The sequence below is a fragment of the Rhizobacter sp. genome (assembly GCF_046595475.1).
Lineage (GTDB): Bacteria > Pseudomonadota > Gammaproteobacteria > Burkholderiales > Burkholderiaceae_C > Rhizobacter.
The window spans coordinates 19,826-42,352 of sequence record NZ_JBKJOQ010000129.1 but is presented as its reverse complement, the minus strand read 5'-3'; the positions used below and the strand labels follow the sequence as shown (position 1 = coordinate 42,352).

19 protein-coding genes, 1 other RNA gene and 1 pseudogene are annotated in these 22,527 nt (G+C 65.5%); 7 read left to right on the top strand and 14 right to left on the bottom strand.

What is annotated here, in order from left to right:
* Nucleotides 1-278 (bottom strand): annotated as a pseudogene (locus AC30QB_RS23310) (hypothetical protein); the annotation flags it as partial.
* An 83-nt stretch (nt 279-361) separates the two neighbouring features.
* Here AC30QB_RS23310 and AC30QB_RS23305 point away from each other — a divergent pair.
* Entirely contained in the window at nt 362-1,810 is a 1,449-nt protein-coding gene (locus AC30QB_RS23305; RefSeq protein ID WP_489548671.1) for a transglycosylase SLT domain-containing protein, read from the top strand.
* A gap of 1 nt (nt 1,811) precedes the next feature.
* Here the strand turns inward: AC30QB_RS23305 and recR are convergent, their stop codons facing one another.
* The 3 genes from recR to dnaX form a co-directional block, all read right to left on the bottom strand.
* Nucleotides 1,812-2,399 carry a recombination mediator RecR gene (gene recR / locus AC30QB_RS23300; RefSeq protein ID WP_489548670.1) on the bottom strand — a complete coding sequence of 196 codons (588 nt, stop codon included), beginning with the start codon at nt 2,397-2,399 and terminating at the stop codon, nt 1,812-1,814.
* Nucleotides 2,400-2,473: 74 nt separating this feature from the next.
* Nucleotides 2,474-2,800 carry a YbaB/EbfC family nucleoid-associated protein gene (locus tag AC30QB_RS23295; RefSeq protein WP_489548669.1) on the bottom strand — a complete coding sequence of 109 codons (327 nt, stop codon included), beginning with the start codon at nt 2,798-2,800 and terminating at the stop codon, nt 2,474-2,476.
* A 16-nt stretch (nt 2,801-2,816) separates the two neighbouring features.
* A complete protein-coding gene (gene dnaX / locus AC30QB_RS23290) occupies nt 2,817-4,622 on the bottom strand; it encodes a DNA polymerase III subunit gamma/tau (protein WP_489548668.1) in 1,806 nt (601 codons plus the stop codon).
* 80 nt (nt 4,623-4,702) lie between these two features.
* Here dnaX and AC30QB_RS23285 point away from each other — a divergent pair, with 80 nt between their 5' ends.
* Both AC30QB_RS23285 and ffs read left to right on the top strand, forming a co-directional pair.
* Entirely contained in the window at nt 4,703-5,833 is a 1,131-nt protein-coding gene (locus AC30QB_RS23285; RefSeq protein WP_489548667.1) for an AIR synthase-related protein, read from the top strand.
* 40 nt (nt 5,834-5,873) lie between these two features.
* An RNA gene (gene ffs, locus AC30QB_RS23280) (signal recognition particle sRNA small type) lies at nt 5,874-5,971 on the top strand.
* On the opposite strand, the gene AC30QB_RS23275 is transcribed toward ffs, so the two are convergent.
* From AC30QB_RS23275 to AC30QB_RS23255, 5 genes are all read right to left on the bottom strand, one after another.
* A complete protein-coding gene (locus tag AC30QB_RS23275; protein ID WP_489548666.1) occupies nt 5,967-6,386 on the bottom strand; it encodes a DUF2177 family protein in 420 nt (139 codons plus the stop codon). The two genes, ffs and AC30QB_RS23275, sit on opposite strands and share 5 nt — an antisense overlap.
* A 15-nt stretch (nt 6,387-6,401) precedes the next feature.
* Nucleotides 6,402-6,665 (bottom strand): hypothetical protein, encoded by a 264-nt coding sequence (locus AC30QB_RS23270; RefSeq protein WP_489548665.1) that lies wholly within the window; start codon nt 6,663-6,665, stop codon nt 6,402-6,404.
* Nucleotides 6,662-6,889 (bottom strand): hypothetical protein, encoded by a 228-nt coding sequence (locus AC30QB_RS23265; RefSeq protein ID WP_489548664.1) that lies wholly within the window; start codon nt 6,887-6,889, stop codon nt 6,662-6,664. Before AC30QB_RS23265 ends, AC30QB_RS23270 begins: the two co-directional genes overlap by 4 nt.
* The gene (locus AC30QB_RS23260) at nt 6,886-7,107 is read right to left on the bottom strand and encodes a hypothetical protein (RefSeq protein ID WP_489548663.1); all 222 of its coding nucleotides are present in this window, start codon (nt 7,105-7,107) and stop codon (nt 6,886-6,888) included. Before AC30QB_RS23260 ends, AC30QB_RS23265 begins: the two co-directional genes overlap by 4 nt.
* A 123-nt stretch (nt 7,108-7,230) precedes the next feature.
* On the bottom strand, nt 7,231-7,638 hold the full coding sequence (locus tag AC30QB_RS23255) for a BLUF domain-containing protein (protein ID WP_489548662.1): 408 nt from the start codon (nt 7,636-7,638) through the stop codon (nt 7,231-7,233).
* Between the two features lie 117 nt (nt 7,639-7,755).
* Here AC30QB_RS23255 and AC30QB_RS23250 point away from each other — a divergent pair, with 117 nt between their 5' ends.
* Nucleotides 7,756-8,493 carry a Crp/Fnr family transcriptional regulator gene (locus AC30QB_RS23250; RefSeq protein ID WP_489548661.1) on the top strand — a complete coding sequence of 246 codons (738 nt, stop codon included), beginning with the start codon at nt 7,756-7,758 and terminating at the stop codon, nt 8,491-8,493.
* Between the two features lie 138 nt (nt 8,494-8,631).
* On the opposite strand, the gene AC30QB_RS23245 is transcribed toward AC30QB_RS23250, so the two are convergent.
* From AC30QB_RS23245 to AC30QB_RS23225, 5 genes are all read right to left on the bottom strand, one after another.
* Nucleotides 8,632-9,807 carry an ABC transporter substrate-binding protein gene (locus AC30QB_RS23245; RefSeq protein WP_489548660.1) on the bottom strand — a complete coding sequence of 392 codons (1,176 nt, stop codon included), beginning with the start codon at nt 9,805-9,807 and terminating at the stop codon, nt 8,632-8,634.
* Between the two features lie 164 nt (nt 9,808-9,971).
* Nucleotides 9,972-12,395, bottom strand: a complete 2,424-nt coding sequence (locus tag AC30QB_RS23240) for a protein kinase domain-containing protein (RefSeq protein WP_489548659.1) — start codon at nt 12,393-12,395, stop codon at nt 9,972-9,974.
* Nucleotides 12,396-12,400: 5 nt separating this feature from the next.
* Nucleotides 12,401-14,245, bottom strand: coding sequence for a serine/threonine protein kinase (locus AC30QB_RS23235; protein WP_489548658.1), 1,845 nt, complete (start codon nt 14,243-14,245; stop codon nt 12,401-12,403).
* Nucleotides 14,246-14,384: 139 nt separating this feature from the next.
* Entirely contained in the window at nt 14,385-17,618 is a 3,234-nt protein-coding gene (locus AC30QB_RS23230) for a UvrD-helicase domain-containing protein (RefSeq protein ID WP_489548657.1), read from the bottom strand.
* A complete protein-coding gene (locus AC30QB_RS23225; RefSeq protein ID WP_489548656.1) occupies nt 17,615-20,122 on the bottom strand; it encodes a PD-(D/E)XK nuclease family protein in 2,508 nt (835 codons plus the stop codon). Before AC30QB_RS23225 ends, AC30QB_RS23230 begins: the two co-directional genes overlap by 4 nt.
* 142 nt (nt 20,123-20,264) lie before the next feature.
* On the opposite strand from AC30QB_RS23225, the gene trxA reads away from it, so the two are divergent.
* The 3 genes from trxA (at nt 20,265) to AC30QB_RS23210 (ending at nt 22,466) form a co-directional block, all read left to right on the top strand.
* Entirely contained in the window at nt 20,265-20,594 is a 330-nt protein-coding gene (gene trxA, locus AC30QB_RS23220; protein ID WP_489548655.1) for a thioredoxin TrxA, read from the top strand.
* Nucleotides 20,595-20,848: 254 nt separating this feature from the next.
* Nucleotides 20,849-22,111 carry a transcription termination factor Rho gene (gene rho, locus AC30QB_RS23215; protein WP_489548654.1) on the top strand — a complete coding sequence of 421 codons (1,263 nt, stop codon included), beginning with the start codon at nt 20,849-20,851 and terminating at the stop codon, nt 22,109-22,111.
* Nucleotides 22,112-22,211: 100 nt separating this feature from the next.
* The gene (locus tag AC30QB_RS23210; RefSeq protein WP_489548653.1) at nt 22,212-22,466 is read left to right on the top strand and encodes a type B 50S ribosomal protein L31; all 255 of its coding nucleotides are present in this window, start codon (nt 22,212-22,214) and stop codon (nt 22,464-22,466) included.
* Nucleotides 22,467-22,527 lie beyond the last annotated feature (61 nt).

Here is a 22,527-nt window from a genome sequence, read left to right as displayed (position 1 = left end):
TCGTGCAGGTCGTCGATGATCCCGCCGGTCAGCACGATGGCGATCGAGAGAGCCAACCCGAACCGCACCTCCTGCCCCCCGGCGGCGGCGATCCCGAGGTAGGCGGCCAGGAAAACGATTCCCATCACGATCCCGCCGATCACCGGGATCTCGCCCTCGTGGATCTTGCGGCCGTTGGCCACGTCCACGAGCCCCCAGGCGGGCGCGGCGCGCACGAGCGGCGGGATGGACACCACCGTCACCCCGAAAGCGGCCAGGAATCCGAGCGCTTCGGTCATGTAATCAATCGTGAGGAGCACTGCGGTTTGCGTTGACCCGGGCGGGCGCCAGCCGTTAGCATTGACGGGTTCTGGAGTCCCCCATGCCGTACCCCCGAAACCTGACCGCAAGAAAGCTCGCGCTGGCCGTTATCCTGGCCTGGCCGCCGGCCGCGTTTGCGTCGTTGGACCCGTTCGTGAACCTCTCGGGCGAGCCTCCCGTGCTGCAGGCCGGCGCCTCGGGCGCGAACCCGCGGATCGACAAGCTGCTCGGGCAGACGGACGACCTGTGGGAGCGGATCCGGCTGGGCTTTGCAATGCCCGGCCTCGTGGACCGCAAGCTCGTCGACCAGCAGGCGGCGTGGTATGCCGCGCGGCCCGAACTGGTGCAGGCGATCGTGGTGCGGGCGCGCCGGTACCTCCATTTCATCGTCGACCAGGTGGAGCAGCGCGGGCTGCCCACCGAGCTCGCGCTGCTGCCTTTCATCGAGAGTGCGTTCAACCCGCAGGCCATCTCGTCGGCCCAGGCGTCTGGCATGTGGCAGTTCATGCCCGCCACCGGCAAGCATTTCGAGCTGCGGCAAAACGTGTTTCGCGATGACCGGCGCGACGTGCTCGCCTCCACCCGCGCCGCGCTCGACTACCTGGGCAAGCTGCACGACATGTTCGGCGACTGGCACCTGGCGCTGGCCGCCTACAACTGGGGCGAAGGCAATGTGCAGCGCGCCATCGCACGCAACCGGCGCGCTCATCTGCCCACCGACTACCTCAGCCTGCGCATGCCCAACGAGACGGCCTACTACGTGCCCAAGCTGCAAGCGGTGAAAAACATCGTGATGCGCCCTGAGGCTTTCTCTATCGGGTTGCCCGCATTGGCCAACCACCCCTACTTCCTGAGCGTGCCCATCGAGCGCGACCTCGACGTGTCGGTAGCCATCCAGCTAGCCGGCGTCACGAGCGATGAATTCCACGTGCTCAACCCGCAAATGAACAAGCCGGTGATCCTGGCAGCCGGCACGCCGCAGTTGCTGCTGCCGTACGACAACGCCAGCCTCTTCTTGCGCAACGTCGCGGCTCACAGCGGCCCCTTTGCCACCTGGACGGCCTGGGTCGCGCCGCGCACGCTGAAACCCGGCGACGCCGCCAAAGAGGTCGGCATGACCGAGGCCGAGCTGCGCGAGGTCAACAAAATCCCGCCGCACATGCTGGTCAAGGCGGGCTCCACGCTGCTCGTGCCGCGTGCGCAGCACTTGCTGAAAGACGTGTCGCTGCATCTGGCCGACAACGCCGTCATGTCGCTTGCACCGGAAGCCTTGCCGCCGCGCAAGGTCACCCACCGGGCAGTGAAGGGCGACACTGTGGCCAGCGTGGCCAAGCGCTACCGCGTGGGCACAGCGCAGGTGGCGCAATGGAACAAGACCACCACCGGCGCTAGTTTTTCACCCGGCCAGGCCGTGGTGGTGTTCGTGCCGCAGCGTCAACCCAGCGTGCGCAGCAGCTCAAAAGGCAAGAAGCCGGCGGTCAAGCGTAAGAGCCGCCGCAGCAAGCGCTGATTCAGCGCCGGTCGCTCAGGGCGTGGGCAATGGTGCCCAGGTCCACGTATTCCAGCTCGCTGCCAATTGGCACGCCACGCGCCAGGCGCGTCACACGCTGTTGGCGGGCCTTCAGGGTCTCGACCAACACATGTGCGGTGGCTTCGCCTTCGGCGGTGAAGTTGGTCGCGACGATCACCTCTTCGACTGAACCGTCGGCTGCGCGGTCTAGCAGTTGCTGCAAGCCGATGTCATGCGCACCGATGCCGTCGAGCGGGCTCAGGTGGCCCATCAGCACGAAATAGAGGCCGCGGTAGCTGCCGGTGCGCTCCATCGCAGCCTGATCAGCAGGCGTTTCCACCACGCACAGCAGACGCTTGTCTCGGGTGTCGTCTAGGCAGGTGTGGCAAACGGGCGCTTCGGTAAAGGTATGGCAGCGCTCGCAGTGGCGGATGTTATCAACCGCACCTTGCAGCGACTGTGCAATGCGTCGGGCGCCTTCGCGATCGTGCTGCAGCAGGTGAAACGCCATGCGCTGCGCCGACTTCTGGCCCACGCCAGGCAAGCGGCGCAGGGCTTCGATCAGGCCATCGAGTGCGGGCTCAGCCAAGGACACCCTCTATCCCTTGCCCACTCTCCCTCCGGGAGAAGGAACCCTGAGCTGTGAGGGCTATGGTCATGAATTCAGAACGGAAACTTCATGCCGGGCGGCATGGGCATGCCGGCCGTCAGCTTGCCCATCTTCTCTTGCGACACCTCTTCAGCGCGGCGAATGCCGTCGTTGAAGGCGGCTGCCACCAGGTCTTCGAGCATGTCTTTGTCATCGGCCAGCAGGCTGGGGTCGATGGTCACGCGCTTCACGTCGTGCTTGCAGGTCATGGTCACCTTCACCAGGCCCGCACCCGACTGGCCTTCGACCTCGATGTGGGCCAGCTCTTCCTGCGCCTTCTTGAGGTTGTCTTGCATGGCCTGGGCCTGCTTCATCAGCCCGGCCAATTGGTTCTTCATCATGTGAACTTCTCCTGAATCAATGGGGTTTAACCGAGCCGGGCACGATGCGCGCGGTCTTGAACTGCTGCATCAAGGCCTGCACCAGTGGGTCGTTGTGAATGATCTGTTCGGCTTCGTTCTGGCGGCGTGCGCGCTCTACTGCAGCGCGCTGCGCAGGGGTGTCGCTGGCGACGCCGGGTTCCACTTGCAACTGCACCGAGTGCTTCAGCAAGTCGGACAGCGCGGCCTGCAGCTTGTCTCGCTGCACAGGCGCGCGCAGCGTTTCTCGCTCCACACGCAGCCGCCACACCGGCGGCTGCGCCTGATCTTCGATGGCCAAGCACTGCGCTTGCATGGCCAGCTCGCGCACCAGCGCGCCAATGGTGCCCGCCTCCACCATCTGCCCCACCACCCGCACCCAACGATCGCCCAACGGCGTGGGCGCAAAAATCGGCGCGGCCGCGGGTGCCAGCCGTTGCGGCTCGGGCTCGCGCGCTGCCATGGGGGCAGCAGGTTCTTCGTCTTCGTAGGGTGCGTCTAGCCAAGGGGGCGGCTCGCTGCTGGCCCGTGCCACAGCGGGCGGCGCCATGACGGCCGGGCGCGCTGCCGCCACAGGCGCAGCAAGTGGCTTGCTGATCGCAGGAACAGGCGCGGGAACCGCAACGGGGGGGGCAAGAGCCGACGCGGGGGCCGCAATGCCGGGCCGGGCCGCCGGCACCACGGCCTTGGGGGATGTGCCTGCACTGCCCGGCCTGAAGGCCAGCATGCGCAACAGCACCATCACGAGGCCGCTGTATTCGTCAGGTGCCAAGCCCAGCTCGGCGCGGCCATGCAGCACGATGCTGTAGAGAAACTGCGTCTCGTCGGGCGCGAGCAGGCCGGCAAGGCGCGCCGCCGTGGGGGCATCGGGGTCGCTCTCGTCGAGCGCATCGGGCACGGCTTGCAGCACGGCCATTTGCTGCAACAGCGCCGCCATTTCTTCTAGCGTGCCGGTCGCCGACAGGCCAAGGCTCCTCAAACCATCGACCGCAGCAATTACTTCGGCGCCCTGCCCTGCGGCCAGGGCTTCGACCAGACGCACCGCATGGCTGCGATCGACAGCGCCCAGCATCTGGCGCACGCCGGCTTCAGACAGCGTGCCGGCACCGAAGGCAATCGCCTGATCTGTGAGCGACAAGGCATCTCGCATCGAGCCGCGCGCCGCACGCGCCAACAAACGCAGCGCGCCGGGCTCGGCCTCGATGTTTTCGGCGGCCAGCACGGTGACCAGGTGCTCTTGCACCGTCTGTGGTGCCATTGGCCGCAGGTTGAACTGCAGACAACGTGAGAGCACCGTGGGCGGCACCTTCTGCGGGTCAGTCGTGGCCAGCACAAACTTCAAATAATCGGGCGGCTCTTCCAGTGTCTTGAGCATCGCGTTGAACGCGGTGTTCGACAGCATGTGCACTTCGTCGATGAGATAGACCTTGAAGCGGCCCACCACCGGCTTGTAGACGGCCTGGTCGAGCAGCTGCGAGATTTCTTCGACGCCGCGGTTGGAGGCTGCGTCTAGCTCTATGTAGTCAACGAAGCGGCCGCTGTCGATGTCGCGGCAGGCACTGCACACGCCACAGGGGTGAGCCGTGATGCCCCCATTGCCATCAGGCCCGGTGCAGTTGAGCGCCTTGGCCAGAATGCGTGAGACCGAGGTCTTGCCCACACCGCGCGTGCCGGTGAACAAATAGGCGTGGTGCAGGCGCCGTTGTGTGAGCGCGTTGGTGAGCGCCTTGACCACGTGCTCTTGGCCGACCAGCGCTTCAAAATCGCGCGAGCGGTACTTGCGGGCAAGGACGAGATAGGACATCGGGCCATTCTATAAGTCACGCCGAGGTGAGGGTGCTCGGCTGCCGGATAATCCCGCCTTTGCCAGCTCGCGCCTTCTCGATGAACCCCAAGCTCCCCCAGACCACCGACCACAGCACGCTCAGCTATGAGCAGGCTGGCGTCAACTACGACCTCATCGACCCGTTGAAGGTGGCGGCCCAGCGCGCGGCCAAAGCCACGGGCGGGCACCTCGCCGCGCATGGCTTCAGCGAGGTCGAAGCCTCGCGCGGCGAGTCGGCTTACGTGGTCGACGTGGGCCCCTTCTACATCGCCTCCATCGTCGAATGCCTGGGCTCCAAAGCCCTGGTCGCCGACGAGATGAAAGCCCTCACGGGCAAGAGCTACTACGACAGCATTGCGCAAGACACCATCGCCATGGCGATCAACGACCTGATCACGGTCGGGGCCACGCCGCTGGTGGTGCAGGCCTACTGGGCCGCGGGCGGCTCCGACTGGTTTTCGGACGCCCAACGAGCGCAAGCTCTCGTGGCCGGCTGGAAGCGCGCCTGCGACGTGTGCAGCGTGGCCTGGGGCGGTGGCGAAACGCCGGCGCTCGCCGGCATCGTGGCCGAGGGCCGCATCGATCTCGCGGCCAGTTGCACCGGCCTCATCAACCCGAAAGAGCGACTCTCGGTGGGCGACAAGCTCGCACCGGGCGACGCCATCGTGATGCTCGCATCGAGCGGCATTCACGCCAACGGCCTGAGCCTCGCGCGCAAGCTGGTCGAGCGGCTGCCTCAGGGCTATCTCACCGAAATTTCGCCAGGCCTGAGCTACGGCGAAGCGCTGCTCGCGCCCACTGTGCTCTATTCCCCGGTAACCGAGGCGCTCTACAAGGCCGGCATCACGCCGCACTACTGCGCCAACATCACCGGCCACGGCTGGCGCAAGCTGCTGCGCCACCCCGCCACGCACACTTACCGCATCCACTCGGTGCCCGAGGTGACGCCGGTGCTCAAGTTTATTCAGCAGCACGCCAAGCAAGACGACCAAGAGGCCTACAGCACGCTCAACATGGGCGCAGGGTTTGCGCTCTTCGTGAGGGCCGAAGACGCCGAGCGCACGGTGCAGGTGGCCGAGGCACAGGGCGTGAAGGCCTTGATCGCAGGCCGCGTGGAAGCCGGGCCCAAGAAGCTCATCATCGAGCCCATCCAGGTTGAGTTCGGGGACGACGCACTGCAATTGCGCTGAGTGCGAAAAGGTCATCAAGGCCTCCCCTACAATCCGCCCTGACGGGCCTCCCCGCATGGAAGCGCGCCCAAACGGGTCAGGTTGGGAACGAAGCAGCCCTAAGCGTTGCAACCAGTGCCGGGGGTAAGGCTCGTCACCCCAACACCACATCAGCAGGTCGGAGCAAGCCCGAAGCCGCCCGGCCCGCCGCGGCCGACAAGCCGCTGACCAGCGCACCCCACGCCACGTCAATCACCGTCAATCCAAGCGGCCAGTCTTTGAGAATGGCCAAATTGGTGAGGTCGTAGGTGGAATAGGCGAAGAGGCCGAACAGCGCCCCCATCACTGCCGCCCGCCACCAGGCCTCGCCCGCGCCCGGCATGGCGGCAAAGATCACGATGCCAACGGGGTACAGCAGGTAGAACAGGCCAGCAGCCCACAGGTTCGGCTTCGCGCTCATCAGGTGACCGATGCCTTGCTGATACCAGTCGCTGGCGATGCCGCGCAGCCAGAGCATGTCGAGTGCCACAAGCACCACGGCCACCGCCAAGTAACTTACCAAGTAGCGCTTCATGAGCCGCCCGCGTTGTCAGCCAAGCGCAAAGCATCGCACGTGCTCTGCGGCGGGCCCACGCATTAACGTAGACGCTTCCTCAGCCAGCCCATCCGGCGGCCTGCAGGCCGTGCCCGAGCGGGTAAGGTTGTCCAGCACGAGGCCATCGTCGTCAATCACTTCGGTCAGGTATCGGTGATCGACACCAAACAGCAGCGCGCGTTGCACCGTCTGATCCTGCAGAAGCACGAGGTACTTGGCCTTGTAGCTGCTGTCTTGCATCTGCTTTCTTGCCTTCACGTGCGCTCGCTTTTGTTGTTCTTCTGACGTTGGTAAGCCTCATCCATTGGCGCGCCCCGGTCAGTGTCGACCTTGCCCGATGCCAGATCGTCATGCGCCTGCTGAATGATCGGCCGCACACCGTCGGTTTGGCTGTCGGACGATTCATCGTGCTCATGAGGCAGCCGCGGGACCGGCTGCTTGTCGATGGACGTGCGCGTTTGCCCAGGTGGCTTGGTGCTCACCTGCTGACTCCGGGGTCTTCACCCTTGGAATGCGACTTGCCGATGTCTTCGGCCTGCTCCATTTCGCTGGCCTCGCGTGCGTTGCGCGGTTTGGCCTTGCGCGCGGCAGGCTCGACCTTGCCGGACTGCGCAAAACCGCCTGCAGCCTTGTCGAAACGGCGGGCTGCTTCGTAATCGCCCTCGCCTTGAACCTGGCTCTTGCGTATCGTTTCTCTCATGATCTTCTCCTGGTGGATTGAACGTGGGCGGAACGATAGGCTGAGCACTTCAGCCGGAACACAGGCGCGCTGCGCGCCTCTCGGTCAGATCAAGTGCCCGCAGCAGGTAGGAGCTTTCCGACCTCAGGGCGTCAGGGCGCAACGAGGCAAAAGCGACAAGAAGGCGCTCACAGCGGGCTCTCCTTCCAGGGCAGCCGGTCCACTGAAGGGTTCGAGCTCGGTGACCTCGCAGTAGCCGCTGCACCAGGCCGCCAGCTGACGCAATGCAATGGCAGAGGCCGCGTGCAGCACGCGCATGCCCACATGGCGCGTGTCGAACTCGATGTCCCGGCACACCGCGAGGATCTTGTTCGCCTCACCTTCCAGCAATTCGCAGAAGCGTTCGCCGTCGAAGACCATGGCGCCCGTCAAGCCCAGGCGCTGGCTGCGCTCACGCGACGAGCGCCATATTTCGGGCACGTCGCCGGGCGCCAGCAGGGGTGACAGCTGGCTGGTCCACAGCACACAAAAAATGGGATCGCCTGGGGTCATGAGCGCACAAAAGAGTTGCCGGAATCTAGCCTCCGACACCCTGCCCAGCTGTGTCGAATGACATAACCACGAGTGGCGGATACTCCGCCTCACCGACCGGCCCCAAGCGAGCACGGCATGAAAATCGTTCCTTGCAAAGACTGCCCCCTGCGCGCGCTCGAGCTGTTCACACCGCACGCACCAGCCGAAGTGGCGTTGATCCAGTCGCTCAAGCGCGCACAGATCAGCGTACATGCCGGGCAGAGCGTCATCCACGAAGGCCAGACAGACGCGCCGCTCTACACGCTGTGGTCCGGCTGGGCGTTTCGCTACAAGACGCTGTCTGACGGGCGCCGGCAGATCCTCAACTTCCTGCTGCCAGGCGACTTCATCGGCGCGCAGCAAAAAATGTCTGACGCCCTGACGCACGGCGTGCAGGCCTTGAGCGACGTGCAGCTTTGCGTGTTCTCGCGAGACGCTCTGTGGGAGCTGCACCGCACTCAGCCGCAGATGGGTTTCAACATCACCTGGCTGATTGCGCAGGAGCAGTCTCTTGTCGACGACAGCCTGCTCTCGGTGGGCCGGCGAAACGCTGAAGAGCGCATCGCCGCTTTGCTCATCGTGCTCTTCAAGCGCGCTGGCGCGATGCTGCCTGATGCCGGCGCGGGTGGTGTGCCCTTCCCGCTCACGCAACAGCACATTGCCGATGCGCTGGGCCTGTCGCTGGTGCACACCAACAAGACACTGCGCAAGCTCGAGCGCCGCGGCTTGCACCACCTCGAAGACGGTCTGCTGTTCTTGAAAGACAGCAAGGCCCTGGCACGCACCGCCGACCTCTACGGGGACGGCAAGCCGGCGCCCCGCCCGCTGGTGTAGCAGCGGGCGAGGCGCAAACCCTCAGCGCATGTAGCGCATGCGGGGCCCGACGGTGCGGGCCGCCTCAATGAAGCCCATGAGCATCAAAAAACGGCAGGCCAAAGGCCTGCCGTTCGGGGCTGAAGCTCGAAGTGCTGCTCAGCGAATCCAGCGCCCACCCGGGCCCACGATGGCGATCTCGACGAAGCTCGATCCATGGTGCTTGTTCGGGCCATAACTGACCGGGTAGCCACCCATGTCGTACTTGGTCATGCTTTCCATGCCCTTCACGATGTTGGCCGACGTGACCTGCTTGCCCGCACGGCGCATGCCTTCGAGCAGGATGCGCATGTTGAGGTAGCCGAACATGTAGTCGTAGCCCGGCTCGATCTTTTCACGCGCCAGCACAGCAGCCAGGTCACGCGTGAGCACGGTGGTCTGGCGGAAGGGGTAAGGCACGTTCTGCGTGAACGCGAGGCCCCGTGCGTCGTCGCCCAAGGCCTTCAGGATGGGTGGCGCGTTGGAGATTGACACCGCGTAGATCGGCACGCCCACATAGACACGTGCGGCCTTCACGAAGGGAATCATCGAAGGGCCGAAGGCCATGAAGATGATGGCCTGCGGTTTGGCCGCGGCCAGCGACTGGGCGCATGCCACTGCATCGCTGCCGTTGGCTTCGAGAGGAGACTGCACCACCAGGGTGGCACCCAGCTCCTTGGCGACCTCTTCGACCACCGGCTTCATCAGTTGGCCAAACTGGGCGTTCTGGTAGACGAGACCAATCTGTGACTTCTGCAGCGTGATCAGGTTGCGGATCATCTGCACCACTTCATCACGGTAGCTCGCCATGGTGGTGAAGAAGTAGGGGTGCTGCTTCGCGCGCAGCGTGGGTGAGCCGGTGTACACGCACACCAGCGGCACCTTCTTTTCGCTCAGGATGGGCAGCGTGGCAGCCACGTTGGCTGTGCTGGCCAAGCCAAACAGGGCCACGACCTTTTCCTTGTCGATCAGCGTGTTGACGTTCTCGACGCACTTCTTGACGTCGTAGGCGTCGTCAAGCGAGATCAGCCGCACCGGCCGGCCTTGAATGCCGCCCTTGCGGTTGACTTCATCGATCGCAAGCTGCTGGCCCTTGATCACCGGGAGGAGAAACGGTGCCAGAGGGCCCGTCAGGTGAGCGCTTTGCCCGATGCGGATCTCGTTGGGGTCATGCGCTGCGCCAGAAGCGGCGCCACCGCCTGCCGCATCTTGCGCACGCAGAGGCAACGAAACCGCAGCGCCGGCGGCGGCGATGGCATGCAGGGCGTGGCGACGAGTCCATTTGGGTTGGGTCATGTTTTGTTCTCAGCGATAGCGAGTGACTGTTGACAGTGCACGATCGTGCCACGTCGATACGTTTCCTTACAAGGGGGGCACCAGGGGGAACGTGTCAGGCGCGATGCGAGCGTGACCGGCATCACGACATCAGGCATAGCCCATTTGCTCGATGCCGCCGTGCTTCAGGTGGCCTGCTTGAAAGCCATGACGGCTTGGTTGCGCAAAGTACGCAAGAGTGAGAGTTCTTTCTCACCCAGCTCGATCGCACCGGGTTGTGCCTTGTCTGCGTAAATCAGTGCGAACGGTGCACCCTTCAACACGAGTGGCAGCAAGAGGAAGGCCGGCGCGTTGATGGCTTGCCGATACCAAGCGGGCAGACGCGAGGCAATCTGCGGCACGGTGGCATCAGAGATGAGTGTGTCAGCACCCTTGATGCACACCGCGCCGAAGAGGTCGACGGCTACACCCGTTGCAGCCTTGAGCGGCACCCTGAACTTGGGCGACAGCGCTTCGACGCCATCGCCCAGGCCGAAGCGGCCGGTGAGTGTCTCGGTCTTGGGGTCGCGCAGGCAGAAGATGATCCGGCGAAACCCAAGCGCGCGCAGCATCGTCTCAAGGATCATGCGCAGCACTTCGTTGAGCTTGAAGTCTTCCACCATGGTGTTGGTGATGTCTTGAATGCCGGCGGCCAGCATCTCGATTGCCACCTGGTGATCAAACGCAAGGGGCACGTCGACCTCGGTGGCGGTGCGCTCTAGCGGCATCGTGGCGTGCAAGGCGTGTTCGGTGAGGCTGTCGTGCTCCACTGCGGCGGCCGTGCCGTTGCCCACTTGTTCGAGCAGGCGGCGCATCGGCGAGCCGGGTTGCGCATGCAGGTTCATCGCCTGCGCCAGCTCGATGAGCCGCCCCTGCGCAAGCATGGCCGCGGCCTGCACGTCGCGCGCGCTGATGCCCAGCGCCTTCGTGTAGCGCTCGGCCACGGCGGCAATGCTGGCGCTGGCGCGGCCAGGCTCAGCCTTCATCAAGGCATCGGTCACTTCATTGGCCGCTACGGCCACCCAATGGGCGCGGTCGGCCTTGTCGCAGGCGCGTGCCGGCGGCTCACCCTTGGGGCGGCGCATGCAGCGCTGCAGCCCCTCAGGCAGGCCCCAGCTCTTGGCAACCCCCAGGCCCAGCTCTTCAAAGCTCAGGCCCAGCACATTGATCGACGCCGCGTGCTCGTGGCTCGACGTGCGCGCCGCTGTGGCAGTGCCTTTGGCACCGGCCGCAGTCACCAGGCCGCGTATCTGCCGTGCTTCGTCGGGAAAATAAAACTCGGTCAGCAAACGCCCCAGGTTCTGGAACATGGCGCCTATGAAAGCCTCTTCGCCCTCACGCTGCGGGCCGCACAGCTCATTGGCCAGTGAGCCCGCCATCAGCGAGCGCAAGAACTCTTCCTTCAGCAAATTGGCATGCGCCTTGTCGTGCATGTGCTCCAGCAGCACCAGACTCAGCGCCATGTTGCGGATGCCGGCAAAGCCGATCAGCGCCACCGCGCGCGACACCGTGCTGATGCTGCCGCCACCCGCCTGGCTGTAGCGGGCGGTGTTGACCATGCGCAAGAGCTTGTTGGTCAGCGCCACATCTTTCAAAATTTCGCCGGACAGGCTGGCAAGGCTTTCGTTCTCTGAGTTGGCCACGCGCTGGATGCGGCCGACCGAATCTGACATCGCCGGGAAATCGCTCTTGTGCCGCATGCGGCGCAACAAGAACTCGAGCGTGCCGCTGCTCGCCGCCGACCCCTCGTTGCTGGCCACCGGCGTCAGCCACTGCTGCAGCGCGTCGCGAAAATCACCCGCGCTGGCATGGCGCTTGGAGGCGTCACGCGCCAGGCTGCGCTGCACGATGGCACGCAGGCTGTCGTCGGCATCGGGCGCCGTGCCCGCGGGCAGCATCAAGTCTTCATTTGCCACGCGGTACATCGCGCGATAGGGGTCGCGCTCAGTGATCAGCTGCTTGCCCGAGAGCATCTCGGCCAGCACCAGACCGGCTGTAAAGATGTCCATGCTCGGCGAGGCCTTCATGCCGTGCGTGGCTTCAGGCGACATGTAGCCCGGCGTACCGACCACCTGCTGCTTGTGGGTCTGCTCTTGCAGGCGGGCGGCAATGCCGAAGTCCATCACCCGCGCACGGCCGTTGCCATCAACCAAGATGTTGGACGGCTTCAGGTCGCGGTGCACCACACCCGCGGCATGTGCCATCTGCAAGGCATCTAGCACACCCAGCATCATCTCGACTGCTTCGCGCGCGGGCAATGCGCCGCGCGCGCGCAGGTGCGCCGTGAGCGTGCGCCCCGGCACAAACTCAAACACGAGGTAAGGCTGCTGCTGGTGCACGTCGGCCTCGAACACCGGCACGATGTGCGGGTGGTGCAACCGGCTCACGCTGCGCGCCTCTTGCAGCCACTGGTCAACCACCAGCGTGTCGGCATCTGCATGCATCAGCTTGACGGCCACCTCGCGCTCAAGCCGCGGGTCGAAGGCCAGCCACACCGTGGCCTGGGCGCCTTTGCCCAGCTCGTGCCGCAGCTCGAAGCGGCCAATCCTGTCGGTGGTGAGGGTGGGCATGGTGTTCAGCGGTTGCGCGAGGCGAGCAAGGCAGAGAACTCGGTGGTACCGGGCTCACCCTGCGCCACGTCTTCACGAGCCGGTGCGCGCGGCACCGGCGCTGAAGGCCCGCTGCGCACGGTGCCCCGTGCGGCCTGCAGGCCTTCGGTGATGTCTTTGAGCGTGATCGACAAGGCGCGCACGTAGCGCTGCGCCACGTGGCCTAGCGCCGCCCCCACACGATTGGCCGGCTGCTGCGTCACCACGTCGACTGCTTCATTGGCCGCGCTCGCCGCCAGGCGCAACATCTCGCCATCGCTGTCGGCCACACGCACTGCGCGGGTGATGTCCAGGCGGCGGATCATGTGCAGCACCTCGTCGGCCAGGCCCCAGTGCTTGGCCACGGCGGCCCCGAGCGATTCGATGTCCACGCCCAGCACTGCGTAGGCGGCGCCCTCTTCGGTCATGCCGGGCAGGTCGGGCTCGGTCGGCTCGGCCGCAGGCTGGCTTTGCATCAGCTGGCGAATCTGCTCAGCTTCTTCGGGGAAGTGGTACTGCACCATCAATCGCCCCAGGTTTTGCAGGATGGCGATGAGGTAGACCACCTCGGGGTCGTAGCCTGCAGGGCGAAGCGCCTGCGCGGCGTGGCCCGCGAGGCGCACGCGCTCCATCAGCGCTTGCAACGCCGAGGCATGCGTTTCAGACAACGGGCCTGGCCAGGCGCGCAGCGACGCCGCCGCCTGCCGCACACCTTTCAGCCCCACCAGCGCCACGGCGCGGCGTATGGTCAGCACCGGGCCGTTGCCGGCGATTTGCGTGCCTTGCACCTGCGCCGAGTTCACGGTGCGCAGCAGCTCGAAGCTGAGCCCCATGTCTTGCAGGATCTGCTCGGCCATCTCGTCGGTGCGCTGGTTGTTGGCCACCGCCAGCCGTGCCACTCGGGCGCCCACACCAGGCGCCGCCGGCAGGTGACCCACGCTGTGCAGACGGTCTATGAGCAATGCCAGTGCGCCGCCGTTGTCTTGTGCGGCAGCTTCACGCCAGCCGATGAGGGCAGCCAGCAGGGTTCTGGCGTTGTGATAACGCTGACGCTCTTGCGCCGTGGTGCAGCGGTTGGCAATGGCGCGCAACGCCTCGGGCACAGGCTGGGGCACGCTCCAGGGCAGGCGCACCATTTCGCGGCCGTGCGGCGGCAGGCGGTCGATCACCCGGGCGGTGTCGGGCTCGTCGAGTGCAGGCGCAGCAACCAGCAAGTGGTGCAGCAGGATGCCGGCGGCGAGCACGTCACGCACGCCCGCTTGCCGCGCCGAGCGCAGGCGGTTGGGGTCTAGCGGCATGGCCCGGTCATTGGCATGGTCGGAGCTGGCGGTGGCGGTGAGGCTCGCGCCCAAGGCCATCACCCGCACGGTGCCGTGCTCGCTCACCAGAATCTGGTGCAACTGCACGTCGCCATGGGCCAGGCCGGCTTCGTGGGCGAAGGCCAGTCCTTCAAGTAACTGGATGACCCAGCCCACCGCTTCGTCAGGTGCCGGGGGGCGCTTTTCAGCGAGTCGTTCGCCCAGCGTAGAGCCCAAGGCTCGGTCAACAGCGGTGTAGGGCCAGTGGTCCTGCACACCCACTTCCACCACATGGGCCAGGTTCGGGTGGTTCAGCCGAGCCGCATGCTTGGCGTCGACCAGCCAGAGCTCGAGCGCCGCAGCGGTGGCCGGTTGCACCCGCGGCAGCGTGAGCACCAAGTCTTGCTGGGAGCGCGGGTCGAAGGCGAGCCATACCATCGTGCGCTCGCTCTTGCCCAGCAGCTGGCGCAGCTCGAAGCGGCCGAACATCCGCGTGGGAGTCGGCTTGGTTGCTGAGGGGTCGGTATCAGGCATGGAAGCGCATCGGCACAGGCCCAAAAGAGGCAGGTGTAACCATATTTGACCGCCCGGCAGCGTGACGCAGTACGCGGATCAGGCGCGCAAAGACAGCCTTATTTGGTGATCACCAGTGTGCGCTTCTGGCAGCGCAGCATCAGGTGATCTCGATCACGTTCCCCATGCCGTTGACGAGGGCACAGCGCACCGCTTCGCCCGGCTGCAGCGTTTGCACAGCGCCGCGGTAGCGCAGCATCTGCTCGCGGTAGGCCTGCTGGGCCTGCGGCTGCAGCGCGAGCTTGTAGTCGAGCACCCACCACACGCGCTGGCCACCTTCTTCTTCTCGTTGCACCAGCCTGTCGAGGCGCAGCAGCTCGCCGGCGTCGGCCACTGGCACTTCGTTGCCGGCCCACAGCAAGCCGGGGCCACCGAAAAACGGGCGGCAGCCTGGGCTGCGCCAGATGGCGCCGGCGATGCGCGCGACTTCGGCCGCTGGGGCACTGAACTCGCCCGCAGCGGCAGCGGCCAGATGCTCGATGTCGGGCGATGCGGCGCCGGGCGCCGTTGCCCATTCGAGCACCCGGTGCACCGCCTGGCCCAGGCGCGACACGTCGCTGTCTTCGCCACGCATGGGCTTGGGCAGCACCGGCGTGGCCACCCAGCTCGGCAAGGTCGGCAAGGTGATCGCATCGCTCGCCCGGGGCTGCGCGGACGGCTCGGCCGCCACGGGCCACCAGGCCTGCACCTGGCCTTCGACTCGCTCCCACCAAGAGGCCGTGGGCCGGTGCGGCTCGGTGCGGCTGAACACCAGCTTGTGGCGCGCACGGGTCATCGCCACGTAAAGCCCGTTGAGCTCTTCGCGCTGGCGCGCAACCTTCTCTTGCGCCAGCAGCGCCACAAGCGATGGCGGGCACTGCGACTCGGCATAGATGAAGGCACAACGCAGCGGGCGCTCGGCCTCCACCGGCCAGTCGACCAACAAGGTGGCGGTGTCGGGGTTGCTGGCTTCGGGCTGCGCATCCATCACGAAGACGATCTTGGCTTCGAGCCCCTTGGCGCCGTGCACGGTGAGCAATTGCACCGCATCGGGCTGCACCGGGGCCGACACCTTGATTGCCCGGCGCTTGAGGGTGCGCACGAAGTTATAGGGCGTGGCGTAGCGTGCGCCGTCGAGCATCAGGGCCTGGCTCAACAGCGCTGCGATGGCGTCAAGCGCAGCCACGCGCCGCTCGGCCGGCACCACGGCAGCCACACGCTCACGGTACTGGCCCTCGAAGACGATACGGTCGAGCAGGTCGTGCGGGGGCAGGCGTTGCGCGGCGTCTTGCCAGGTCAGCATCAGCTGGCGGGCGCGCTGCAGCGACGGGCGATCGGTGTGGTCTGCCAGCGTTAGCGCGCCCCACCAATCGCCGGTGTGTGCGGCGGCCAGCGCCAGTGCCACCAGATCATCGTCGCTCGCGCTGAACAAGGGGCTGCGCAGCGCATGGGCCAGCGACAGGCGGTGCGAAGGCGAAGCCAGCGCGTCCAGCACCGCCACCAGGTCGCGCACTTCGGGGGCGTCCATCAGCGCGAAGTCTTCGGCCGCGGCAAACGGCAGGTGCAAGGCTTGCAACGCCTGCGCCACGAGGCGCAACGAGGCACGCTTGCGGCACAGCACGAACACTTCGCCTGCGCGTGCCTGCCCCGTGCGCAGCAACTCGTGCACGGCTTGCGCCACCCAGCGCGCCTCTTGCTCGCGCAGCAACGCTTCGGGCTCTTGCAATGGCGTGGTGAGGCTGTCGCGCCACTCGGCGAGTGGCGCGTCTTGAGAGGCTTGGCCTTTCGGAGGCTTGGGTGGGCGCAGCACAGGCGGCAGCGCCAGCACGCCAGCGCCCGGCACGGCGCCTAGCTCGGTGGTGTGCGTGCGGAAGCCGTCGTACTCGCCCTGCTCGGTGGCGCGGGTGAACACCTGGTTGATGGCATCCAGCACCTCTGGCGCATTGCGGCGTGTGTGGTCGCAGGCGAGCCAGGCACCGCCCAGGCCTTCACTGACAAACTGGCGCGCCGCGACAAACACGCGCGGCTCGGCGCGGCGAAAGCGGTAGATGCTTTGCTTGGGGTCGCCCACGATGAAAACGCCAGGGGGGCGCTGCCCGCTCTGCCCGCCGCCCGCGCCAGCGTAGGCCGACAGCCAGCTGTGCAAGGCATGCCATTGCAGCGGGCTGGTGTCTTGAAATTCGTCGATCAACACGTGGCGTATGCGGGTATCCAGCCGCTCTTGCACCCAGCCCGACAGCGTGGCGTCACGCAGCAACGCAAGCGCGCAGCGCTCAAGGTCGGCCATGTCGGCCAAGCCACGCGCACGCTTGTAGGCGGAGAGCTCGCGCAGCAGCACGCGCGACAAACGCACCAACCGCAGGTGTTCGAGGTGGGCCTCGTACTGCCGCACTTGCACCGCCATGTCTTCGAGCTCGTCTTGCGCGGCCGCGAGCGAGGGCAGCGTGCCAAGCTTGCGCGGGCTCAGCTTCTGGGTGAACAAGGCATCGCGAAGGCCGGCGTAGATGGCCTGCGTGTCGGTGTGCGCCAGTGCCATGACGATGCCAGTCGCAGCGTCTTGGGCTTTCACGCCGCCCAGAGCCAGTGCGATGGCCAGTTCGCGCATGCCTTCTCGCCAGCGAACACCTGCGAGCGGGAGCGTCGGGTGGCCCTCGCCGGAAGGCGCAGGCACGCTGCTTTCGAGCACGCCAGCTTCGTCGGCCAGCTCAAGCTCAACGCGCTTTTGCAAGGCAGCGTCGAACCATGCGCGCACCTGGTCGCGGCCACGTGCGTGCACCAGTGCGGCGTGGTCGGCGTGCAGTGCGGGGTCGGCGAGGATGGCGCTGTGAAAGCGGCGAAACACCGCGGCAAGGTGGTCGTCCAGCTCTTCCATCAAGCTCATGCCGGGCGCCAAACCCAGCTCGGCCAGTAGGTCGAGCGGGGCCGCTCGCAGCAGCTGCGAAAACCAGGCGTGGAAGGTGCGTATCTCGACGGCACGGCCGCTGGCCAGCACGGCCTCAAACAAGCCCGCCAAGGCGGGCGCCAGCGCCCTCGCCTGGGCCGGCTCCATGCCGCGCAGCATCAGCTCGTGCGCACGCTGCTCATCGCTCAAATGCGCTTGCGCAAACTCGCGCAACCAGTCGTTCAGCCGGTCGCGCATCTCGCCTGCAGCTTTGCGGGTGAAGGTGATGGCGAGAATCTCTTGCGGCTTGGCACCTTCGAGCAGGGCCCGCAAGATGCGCGACACCAGCATCCAGGTCTTGCCTGCACCTGCGCAAGCCTCGACCACCACGCTGCGCTGCGGGTCGCAGGCGATTGCATAGAAGGCCTCGCGCGTGATCGGCTGGCCGTCGGCCTGGTATGCCGGCGCGTTCATGAGGACGCCCAATGGTCGCGGCGGCACAGGCCGCGTGCTTCGCAGTAGTCGCAGATCTGGCCTTCGCCCAGGGCCGGCATGCCGGCACCGCCGCGTATGCGCGCCAAGTCATGCCCCAAGCCGTGCACCAGCGCGCTCGCGCTCTGTTGCACATCGGGGTGCGCGATGGTTTCTATCTTGCGGGCCAGGGCCAGGTACATCGCCTGCAGCGGCCCACGCGTTTCGGGCTGCATGAGGGCGGCGTAGACAGCAAGCTGGGTGTCTTCGTAAGGCCGTTTCACTTTCTCGCGCAGTGCACCGGCGCTGCCGGTCTTGTAGTCGATCAGCTCCATGCCGCTGCCGCGCAGTTGGTCAAGGCGGTCAACGCGGCCGTAGAGCGCAATGCCTTGCCATCCCTCGGGCTGTATCTCTCGCGCAAGCTCGCCTTGAGACCATTGCGCACCCTGCGCATCGCGCTCGTGCAACCAGGCGATGTAGCGCGGCGCAAGCTCGGCAAAGCCAGCGTCGAAGGGCAGGAAATCGGCATCGTCCAGGCCGAGCGCGAGCTTGTGCTGCTGCGCGATCGCCATCAGGCGTGTGAGCTCGGCCGCGGGCGTGTCGGGTTGGCTGCGCTGCTCGTGGAAGGTCATCAGCACGGCGTGCAGCCAGGTGCCGTAGTCGCGCTTTTCGATCTCGTCGTCGAGCTCTTCAGCCTCGCGCAAGCGCAGCAGATGCAAAGCGTGAAAGCGATAGGGGCAGGCGCGCAGCGCTTCGCAAGCGCTGGCTGAGAGGCGCGGTGGCAGCAGCGCCGCACCGCGCGGTGCCGGCATGGTGATCGGTGCAGGGGTGATCGACAGGCGCTGCCGTGGGTCGGCCCAGGTGTCAAAGTGCCTCCCCGCACGCTGCAGCCGCAAGGCAAGCCGCTCTACCAAGGGGCTTTGCGACAGCGGCTCAGCACCTTCGCTGCGGCGGTAGAACAGGCTGACCTCGCACGCGCTCACCGCATGGGCGAACGCCAGGGCTTCGTTCTCGCGCCGTTGCGCTGCACTCGGAATGCCCAGCGCGAAGGCCTGGGCGTCTGTCAGCAGGGGCTGCGGCGAGAGACCTGCGCCGAGATGATGGTCGTCTGCGCCTGGGAACACGATGGCCGCAAACGGCCGCAGCATCACACGGGCAAGCGGCGTGATGACCACGCTGGCGGGCTCTTGTGGCGGCTCAGGGACGAACGATGCCTCTTCCAACACACCGTCAGCCCACGCATCGAAGTCATCGACCGACATCATGGTTTGCGCCGCCTGCTGGCTCGACCATGCCGCAGGCTCGGCCAGTCGCAATGCGCTCAGCACTTGCTGGCCTGCTTCGTCTAGCGTCAGGGGCTCCCACGCGCCGCTGTCTCGCAATGCGGCTTGCAGGGCTGACAACCAGAGCGAGAGGGGTTGGCGCCGCTCGACGCGCAACCGCTGAAGTGCAGTGGCTGCCTTCGCGTAGAGCAGCGCGGCGGAGGCATTGAGGCGTGTGGGGTCGATCGCGCCGAGCCGGCTCCAGCCCGCGCGACGACAGGCCAGCTCCAGCTCGGCGACGCCAGGCCAGGCGCCAGCCTTGAGCCAGTCGAGGAAAACGTCGGTCGTCGCCACCGGGCTGGCCGCACGCAACAGGCCCATGACTTGCGCTGCCGCGCGCGTGGTCGACAGCTTCCAGCCTGTTTCATCTAGCACGCTCACCTGCTGGCGCTCGAGCAAGGCGCGCACGCGGCGCACAAGCACGCGGTCTTGCGCCACGAGCGCAACGGGCACAACGCCTTGCTGCAAGTGCGACAACACCTGAGCAGCCGCGCACTCGGCTTCGTGCTCGAAACCATTGCAAGCTTGCAGCGAAAGGCGGACCGCGATGGAGGTGTCGATACCGGAGTCGCAGTCGAGCACAAGACTGGGCGCCGATGACGCGAGCCTTTGCGTCAGCGCGTCTTCACCGCCCGCCTGCACCACGATCCAAGCCGCTGGATTCAGGGAAAAGAGCTCATCCGTCGCGCGGGGCGGCGCCAGAGCGGCCCACTCGAATGCCAAGCGCGCCAACGCTCGCTCGCTGGCGCCGGGGCCTCCCGAAGAGGCCAGCATGTCTCGCGCCTGCTGCCAATGTGCTGCGCGGGCTTCGGGCGAGACGGCCGCGGCGGCCTTGACCAGCGCATGGGCAGTCACCACCACCGCAGTCACCGCTTCGTCAAAAGCCAGCCTGTCCTTGTTCACCCAAGACTGCGAGCGCAGCATGCGCGCGGCGTTCAGGCGATCGGTGCTCACGTCCAGCGTGAGCTGCCCGTCGTCTGCGCGCGGTACGGGGGCCAACGCTGCGGCCAGCGTGTGGGTGGTTTCCACGCGCGGCTGCCACCCATCTTGCTTCACCCAGGCGCGCCGAGCCGGGGCCAGGTGCTGGGCGAAAGGCACGAGCACGATGGCTGAGCGCAGATCGAGGCCTTGCGCGTGCGCCCACAGGGTGGCGCGGGAGGCAATGTCTGCCCAGGTCAACGGCATTTCAAGAGGTAGATCAAGCGATGAATGGGCTATCGACACCATAGAAAGGTTGAAGGTGCCGCGGGGCACGCCAGAGGGGGCTTTGTGTCAGAATCTTTCCACTTCGCCGCTCGCAAGGAGTGGCACAGAAGAGGACCAGACAATGAGCAGTGAACTGATCAAACACACCACCGATGCATCGTTCGACAGCGACGTGCTGCAAGCAAGCAAGCCCGTACTGGTGGACTATTGGGCCGAGTGGTGCGGCCCTTGCAAGATGATCGCGCCCATTCTGGACGAAGTGTCCAAGGATTACGACGGCCGCCTGCAAATCGCCAAGATGAATGTCGACGAGAACCGTGACGTGCCGGCCAAGTTTGGCATTCGCGGCATCCCGACCCTCATGTTGTTCAAAGACGGCCAGCTGGCCGCCACCAAGGTGGGCGCCTTATCGAAAGCCCAGTTGACGGCCTTCCTGGACGGTCATCTATAATCTGCTTAATCGCGGTGGCACTGGCCAAGGGCTCATAAGGCCCGCCAGACGCCACCGCCTGAAGACTTAGCCACCACGCCCGTTTGAGGCGCGTCGGTTCGGCCCCCCACTCCAGCATTTCGTTTCTCCGTTAGCGTCTTCGCTTGCAACGCGCGTTTTCACCTCGGCTGATCTGAAGCCGCCGGTGGCTTCAACCGCAACACCGGTCAAGGCTTGAATGAGCCTGCCCGGCAATCACCCCAGGGTCATCGCCCATGCATCTCTCCGAACTGAAAGCCCTCCACGTCTCCGCCCTCATCACGATGGGCGAAGAGCTGGAAATCGAAAACGTCGCCCGCATGCGCAAGCAGGAGCTGATGTTCGCGATCATGAAGAAGCGCGCCAAGGGCGGCGAGCAGGTGTTCGGTGATGGCGTGCTTGAAGTGCTGCCCGACGGCTTCGGCTTCCTGCGCGCGCCCGATGCCAGCTACATGGCCTCGACCGACGACATTTACCTGTCGCCCAGCCAGATACGCCGCTTCAACCTGCACACGGGCGACGCGATCGAAGGTGAGGTTCGGGTCCCGAAAGACGGCGAGCGCTACTTTGCGCTGGTGAAGGTCGATCGTGTGAACGACGTAACGCCCGAGGAGAGCAAGCACAAGATCATGTTCGAGAACTTGACGCCGCTGTTCCCCAAGGAACAGTTCAAACTCGAGCGCGAGATAAAGACGGAAGAGAACATCACCAGCCGCATCATTGACTTGATCGCACCGATCGGAAAAGGCCAGCGCGCCCTGCTGGTGGCACAGCCCAAGACCGGCAAGACGGTCATGATGCAGCAGCTGGCGCACGCACTGGTTGCCAACCACCCCGAGGTCTACCTGATCGTGTTGCTCGTCGACGAGCGGCCTGAAGAAGTGACCGAGATGGTGCGCACGGTGCGCGGTGAAGTGATCAGCTCTACCTTTGACGAGCCCGCCGCCCGCCATGTGCAGGTGGCCGAGATGGTGATCGAGCGCGCCAAGCGCCTGGTCGAAATGAAAAAAGACGTGGTGATCCTGCTCGACTCGATCACCCGCCTCGCCCGTGCCTACAACAACGTGCTGCCCTCGTCGGGCAAGGTGTTGACTGGCGGTATGGATTCCAACGCCCTGCAGCGCCCAAAGCGCTTCTTTGGCGCAGCGCGCAACGTGGAAGAAGGCGGCTCTTTGACCATCATCGGCACTGCGTTGGTCGACACCGGCAGCCGCATGGACGAAGTGATCTACGAAGAGTTCAAGGGCACGGGCAACTGCGAAATCCATCTCGACCGCCGCATGGCCGAGAAGCGGGTCTATCCGTCGATCCTGATCAACAAGAGCGGCACCCGTCGTGAAGAGCTGCTGCTGCAGCCCGAGATCCTGCAAAAGACCTGGATCTTGCGCAAGCTGCTCTACCCCATGGACGAGATCGAGGCGATGGAGTTCATCCTCGACAAAATGAAGTCGACCAAGAACAACCACGACTTCTTCGACATGATGCGGCGCGGCGGCTGATGCCAGCTCGCCCTATGGCATAATCGCGGGTTTTCCGCATTCTGGAAAGTGCGCCAAAAGGTTTGGCGTGGCTCCCGGCACTCACAGCGAAGAGGCTCCCATGAAAGACGGCATTCACCCCAACTACCGCGACGTGTGCTTCGTCGACCTGTCCAACGGTTTCAAGTTCGTGACGCGCTCTTGCGCTCAGTCCAAGGAAACAGTCAAACTCGAAGACGGCCGAGAGGTGCCTTTGTTTAAGGTGGAAACCACCAGCGAGTCGCACCCGTTCTACACCGGTACGCAAAAGAGCATCGACTCGCTCGGCGGCCGCGTCGAGAAGTTTCGCAACAAGTTTGCGCACCTCAAGAAATAAGCGTCCCGCACGGGAAGATGAAAAGGCAGCTTCGGCTGCCTTTTTTCATGGCCGGATCAAC

Excerpts from the sequence above, each read along its gene's own strand:
- AC30QB_RS23305 (WP_489548671.1), top strand. The coding sequence starts at position 362 with ATGCCGTACCCCCGAAACCTGACCGCAAGAAAGCTCGCGCTGGCCGTT.
- AC30QB_RS23295 (WP_489548669.1), bottom strand. The coding sequence starts at position 2,800 with ATGATGAAGAACCAATTGGCCGGGCTGATGAAGCAGGCCCAGGCCATG.
- dnaX (WP_489548668.1), bottom strand. The coding sequence starts at position 4,622 with ATGTCCTATCTCGTCCTTGCCCGCAAGTACCGCTCGCGCGATTTTGAA.
- AC30QB_RS23285 (WP_489548667.1), top strand. The coding sequence starts at position 4,703 with ATGAACCCCAAGCTCCCCCAGACCACCGACCACAGCACGCTCAGCTAT.
- AC30QB_RS23275 (WP_489548666.1), bottom strand. The coding sequence starts at position 6,386 with ATGAAGCGCTACTTGGTAAGTTACTTGGCGGTGGCCGTGGTGCTTGTG.
- AC30QB_RS23260 (WP_489548663.1), bottom strand. The coding sequence starts at position 7,107 with ATGAGAGAAACGATACGCAAGAGCCAGGTTCAAGGCGAGGGCGATTAC.
- AC30QB_RS23255 (WP_489548662.1), bottom strand. The coding sequence starts at position 7,638 with ATGACCCCAGGCGATCCCATTTTTTGTGTGCTGTGGACCAGCCAGCTG.
- AC30QB_RS23250 (WP_489548661.1), top strand. The coding sequence starts at position 7,756 with ATGAAAATCGTTCCTTGCAAAGACTGCCCCCTGCGCGCGCTCGAGCTG.
- AC30QB_RS23245 (WP_489548660.1), bottom strand. The coding sequence starts at position 9,807 with ATGACCCAACCCAAATGGACTCGTCGCCACGCCCTGCATGCCATCGCC.
- AC30QB_RS23240 (WP_489548659.1), bottom strand. The coding sequence starts at position 12,395 with ATGCCCACCCTCACCACCGACAGGATTGGCCGCTTCGAGCTGCGGCAC.
- AC30QB_RS23235 (WP_489548658.1), bottom strand. The coding sequence starts at position 14,245 with ATGCCTGATACCGACCCCTCAGCAACCAAGCCGACTCCCACGCGGATG.
- AC30QB_RS23230 (WP_489548657.1), bottom strand. The coding sequence starts at position 17,618 with ATGAACGCGCCGGCATACCAGGCCGACGGCCAGCCGATCACGCGCGAG.
- AC30QB_RS23225 (WP_489548656.1), bottom strand. The coding sequence starts at position 20,122 with ATGCCGTTGACCTGGGCAGACATTGCCTCCCGCGCCACCCTGTGGGCG.
- trxA (WP_489548655.1), top strand. The coding sequence starts at position 20,265 with ATGAGCAGTGAACTGATCAAACACACCACCGATGCATCGTTCGACAGC.
- rho (WP_489548654.1), top strand. The coding sequence starts at position 20,849 with ATGCATCTCTCCGAACTGAAAGCCCTCCACGTCTCCGCCCTCATCACG.
- AC30QB_RS23210 (WP_489548653.1), top strand. The coding sequence starts at position 22,212 with ATGAAAGACGGCATTCACCCCAACTACCGCGACGTGTGCTTCGTCGAC.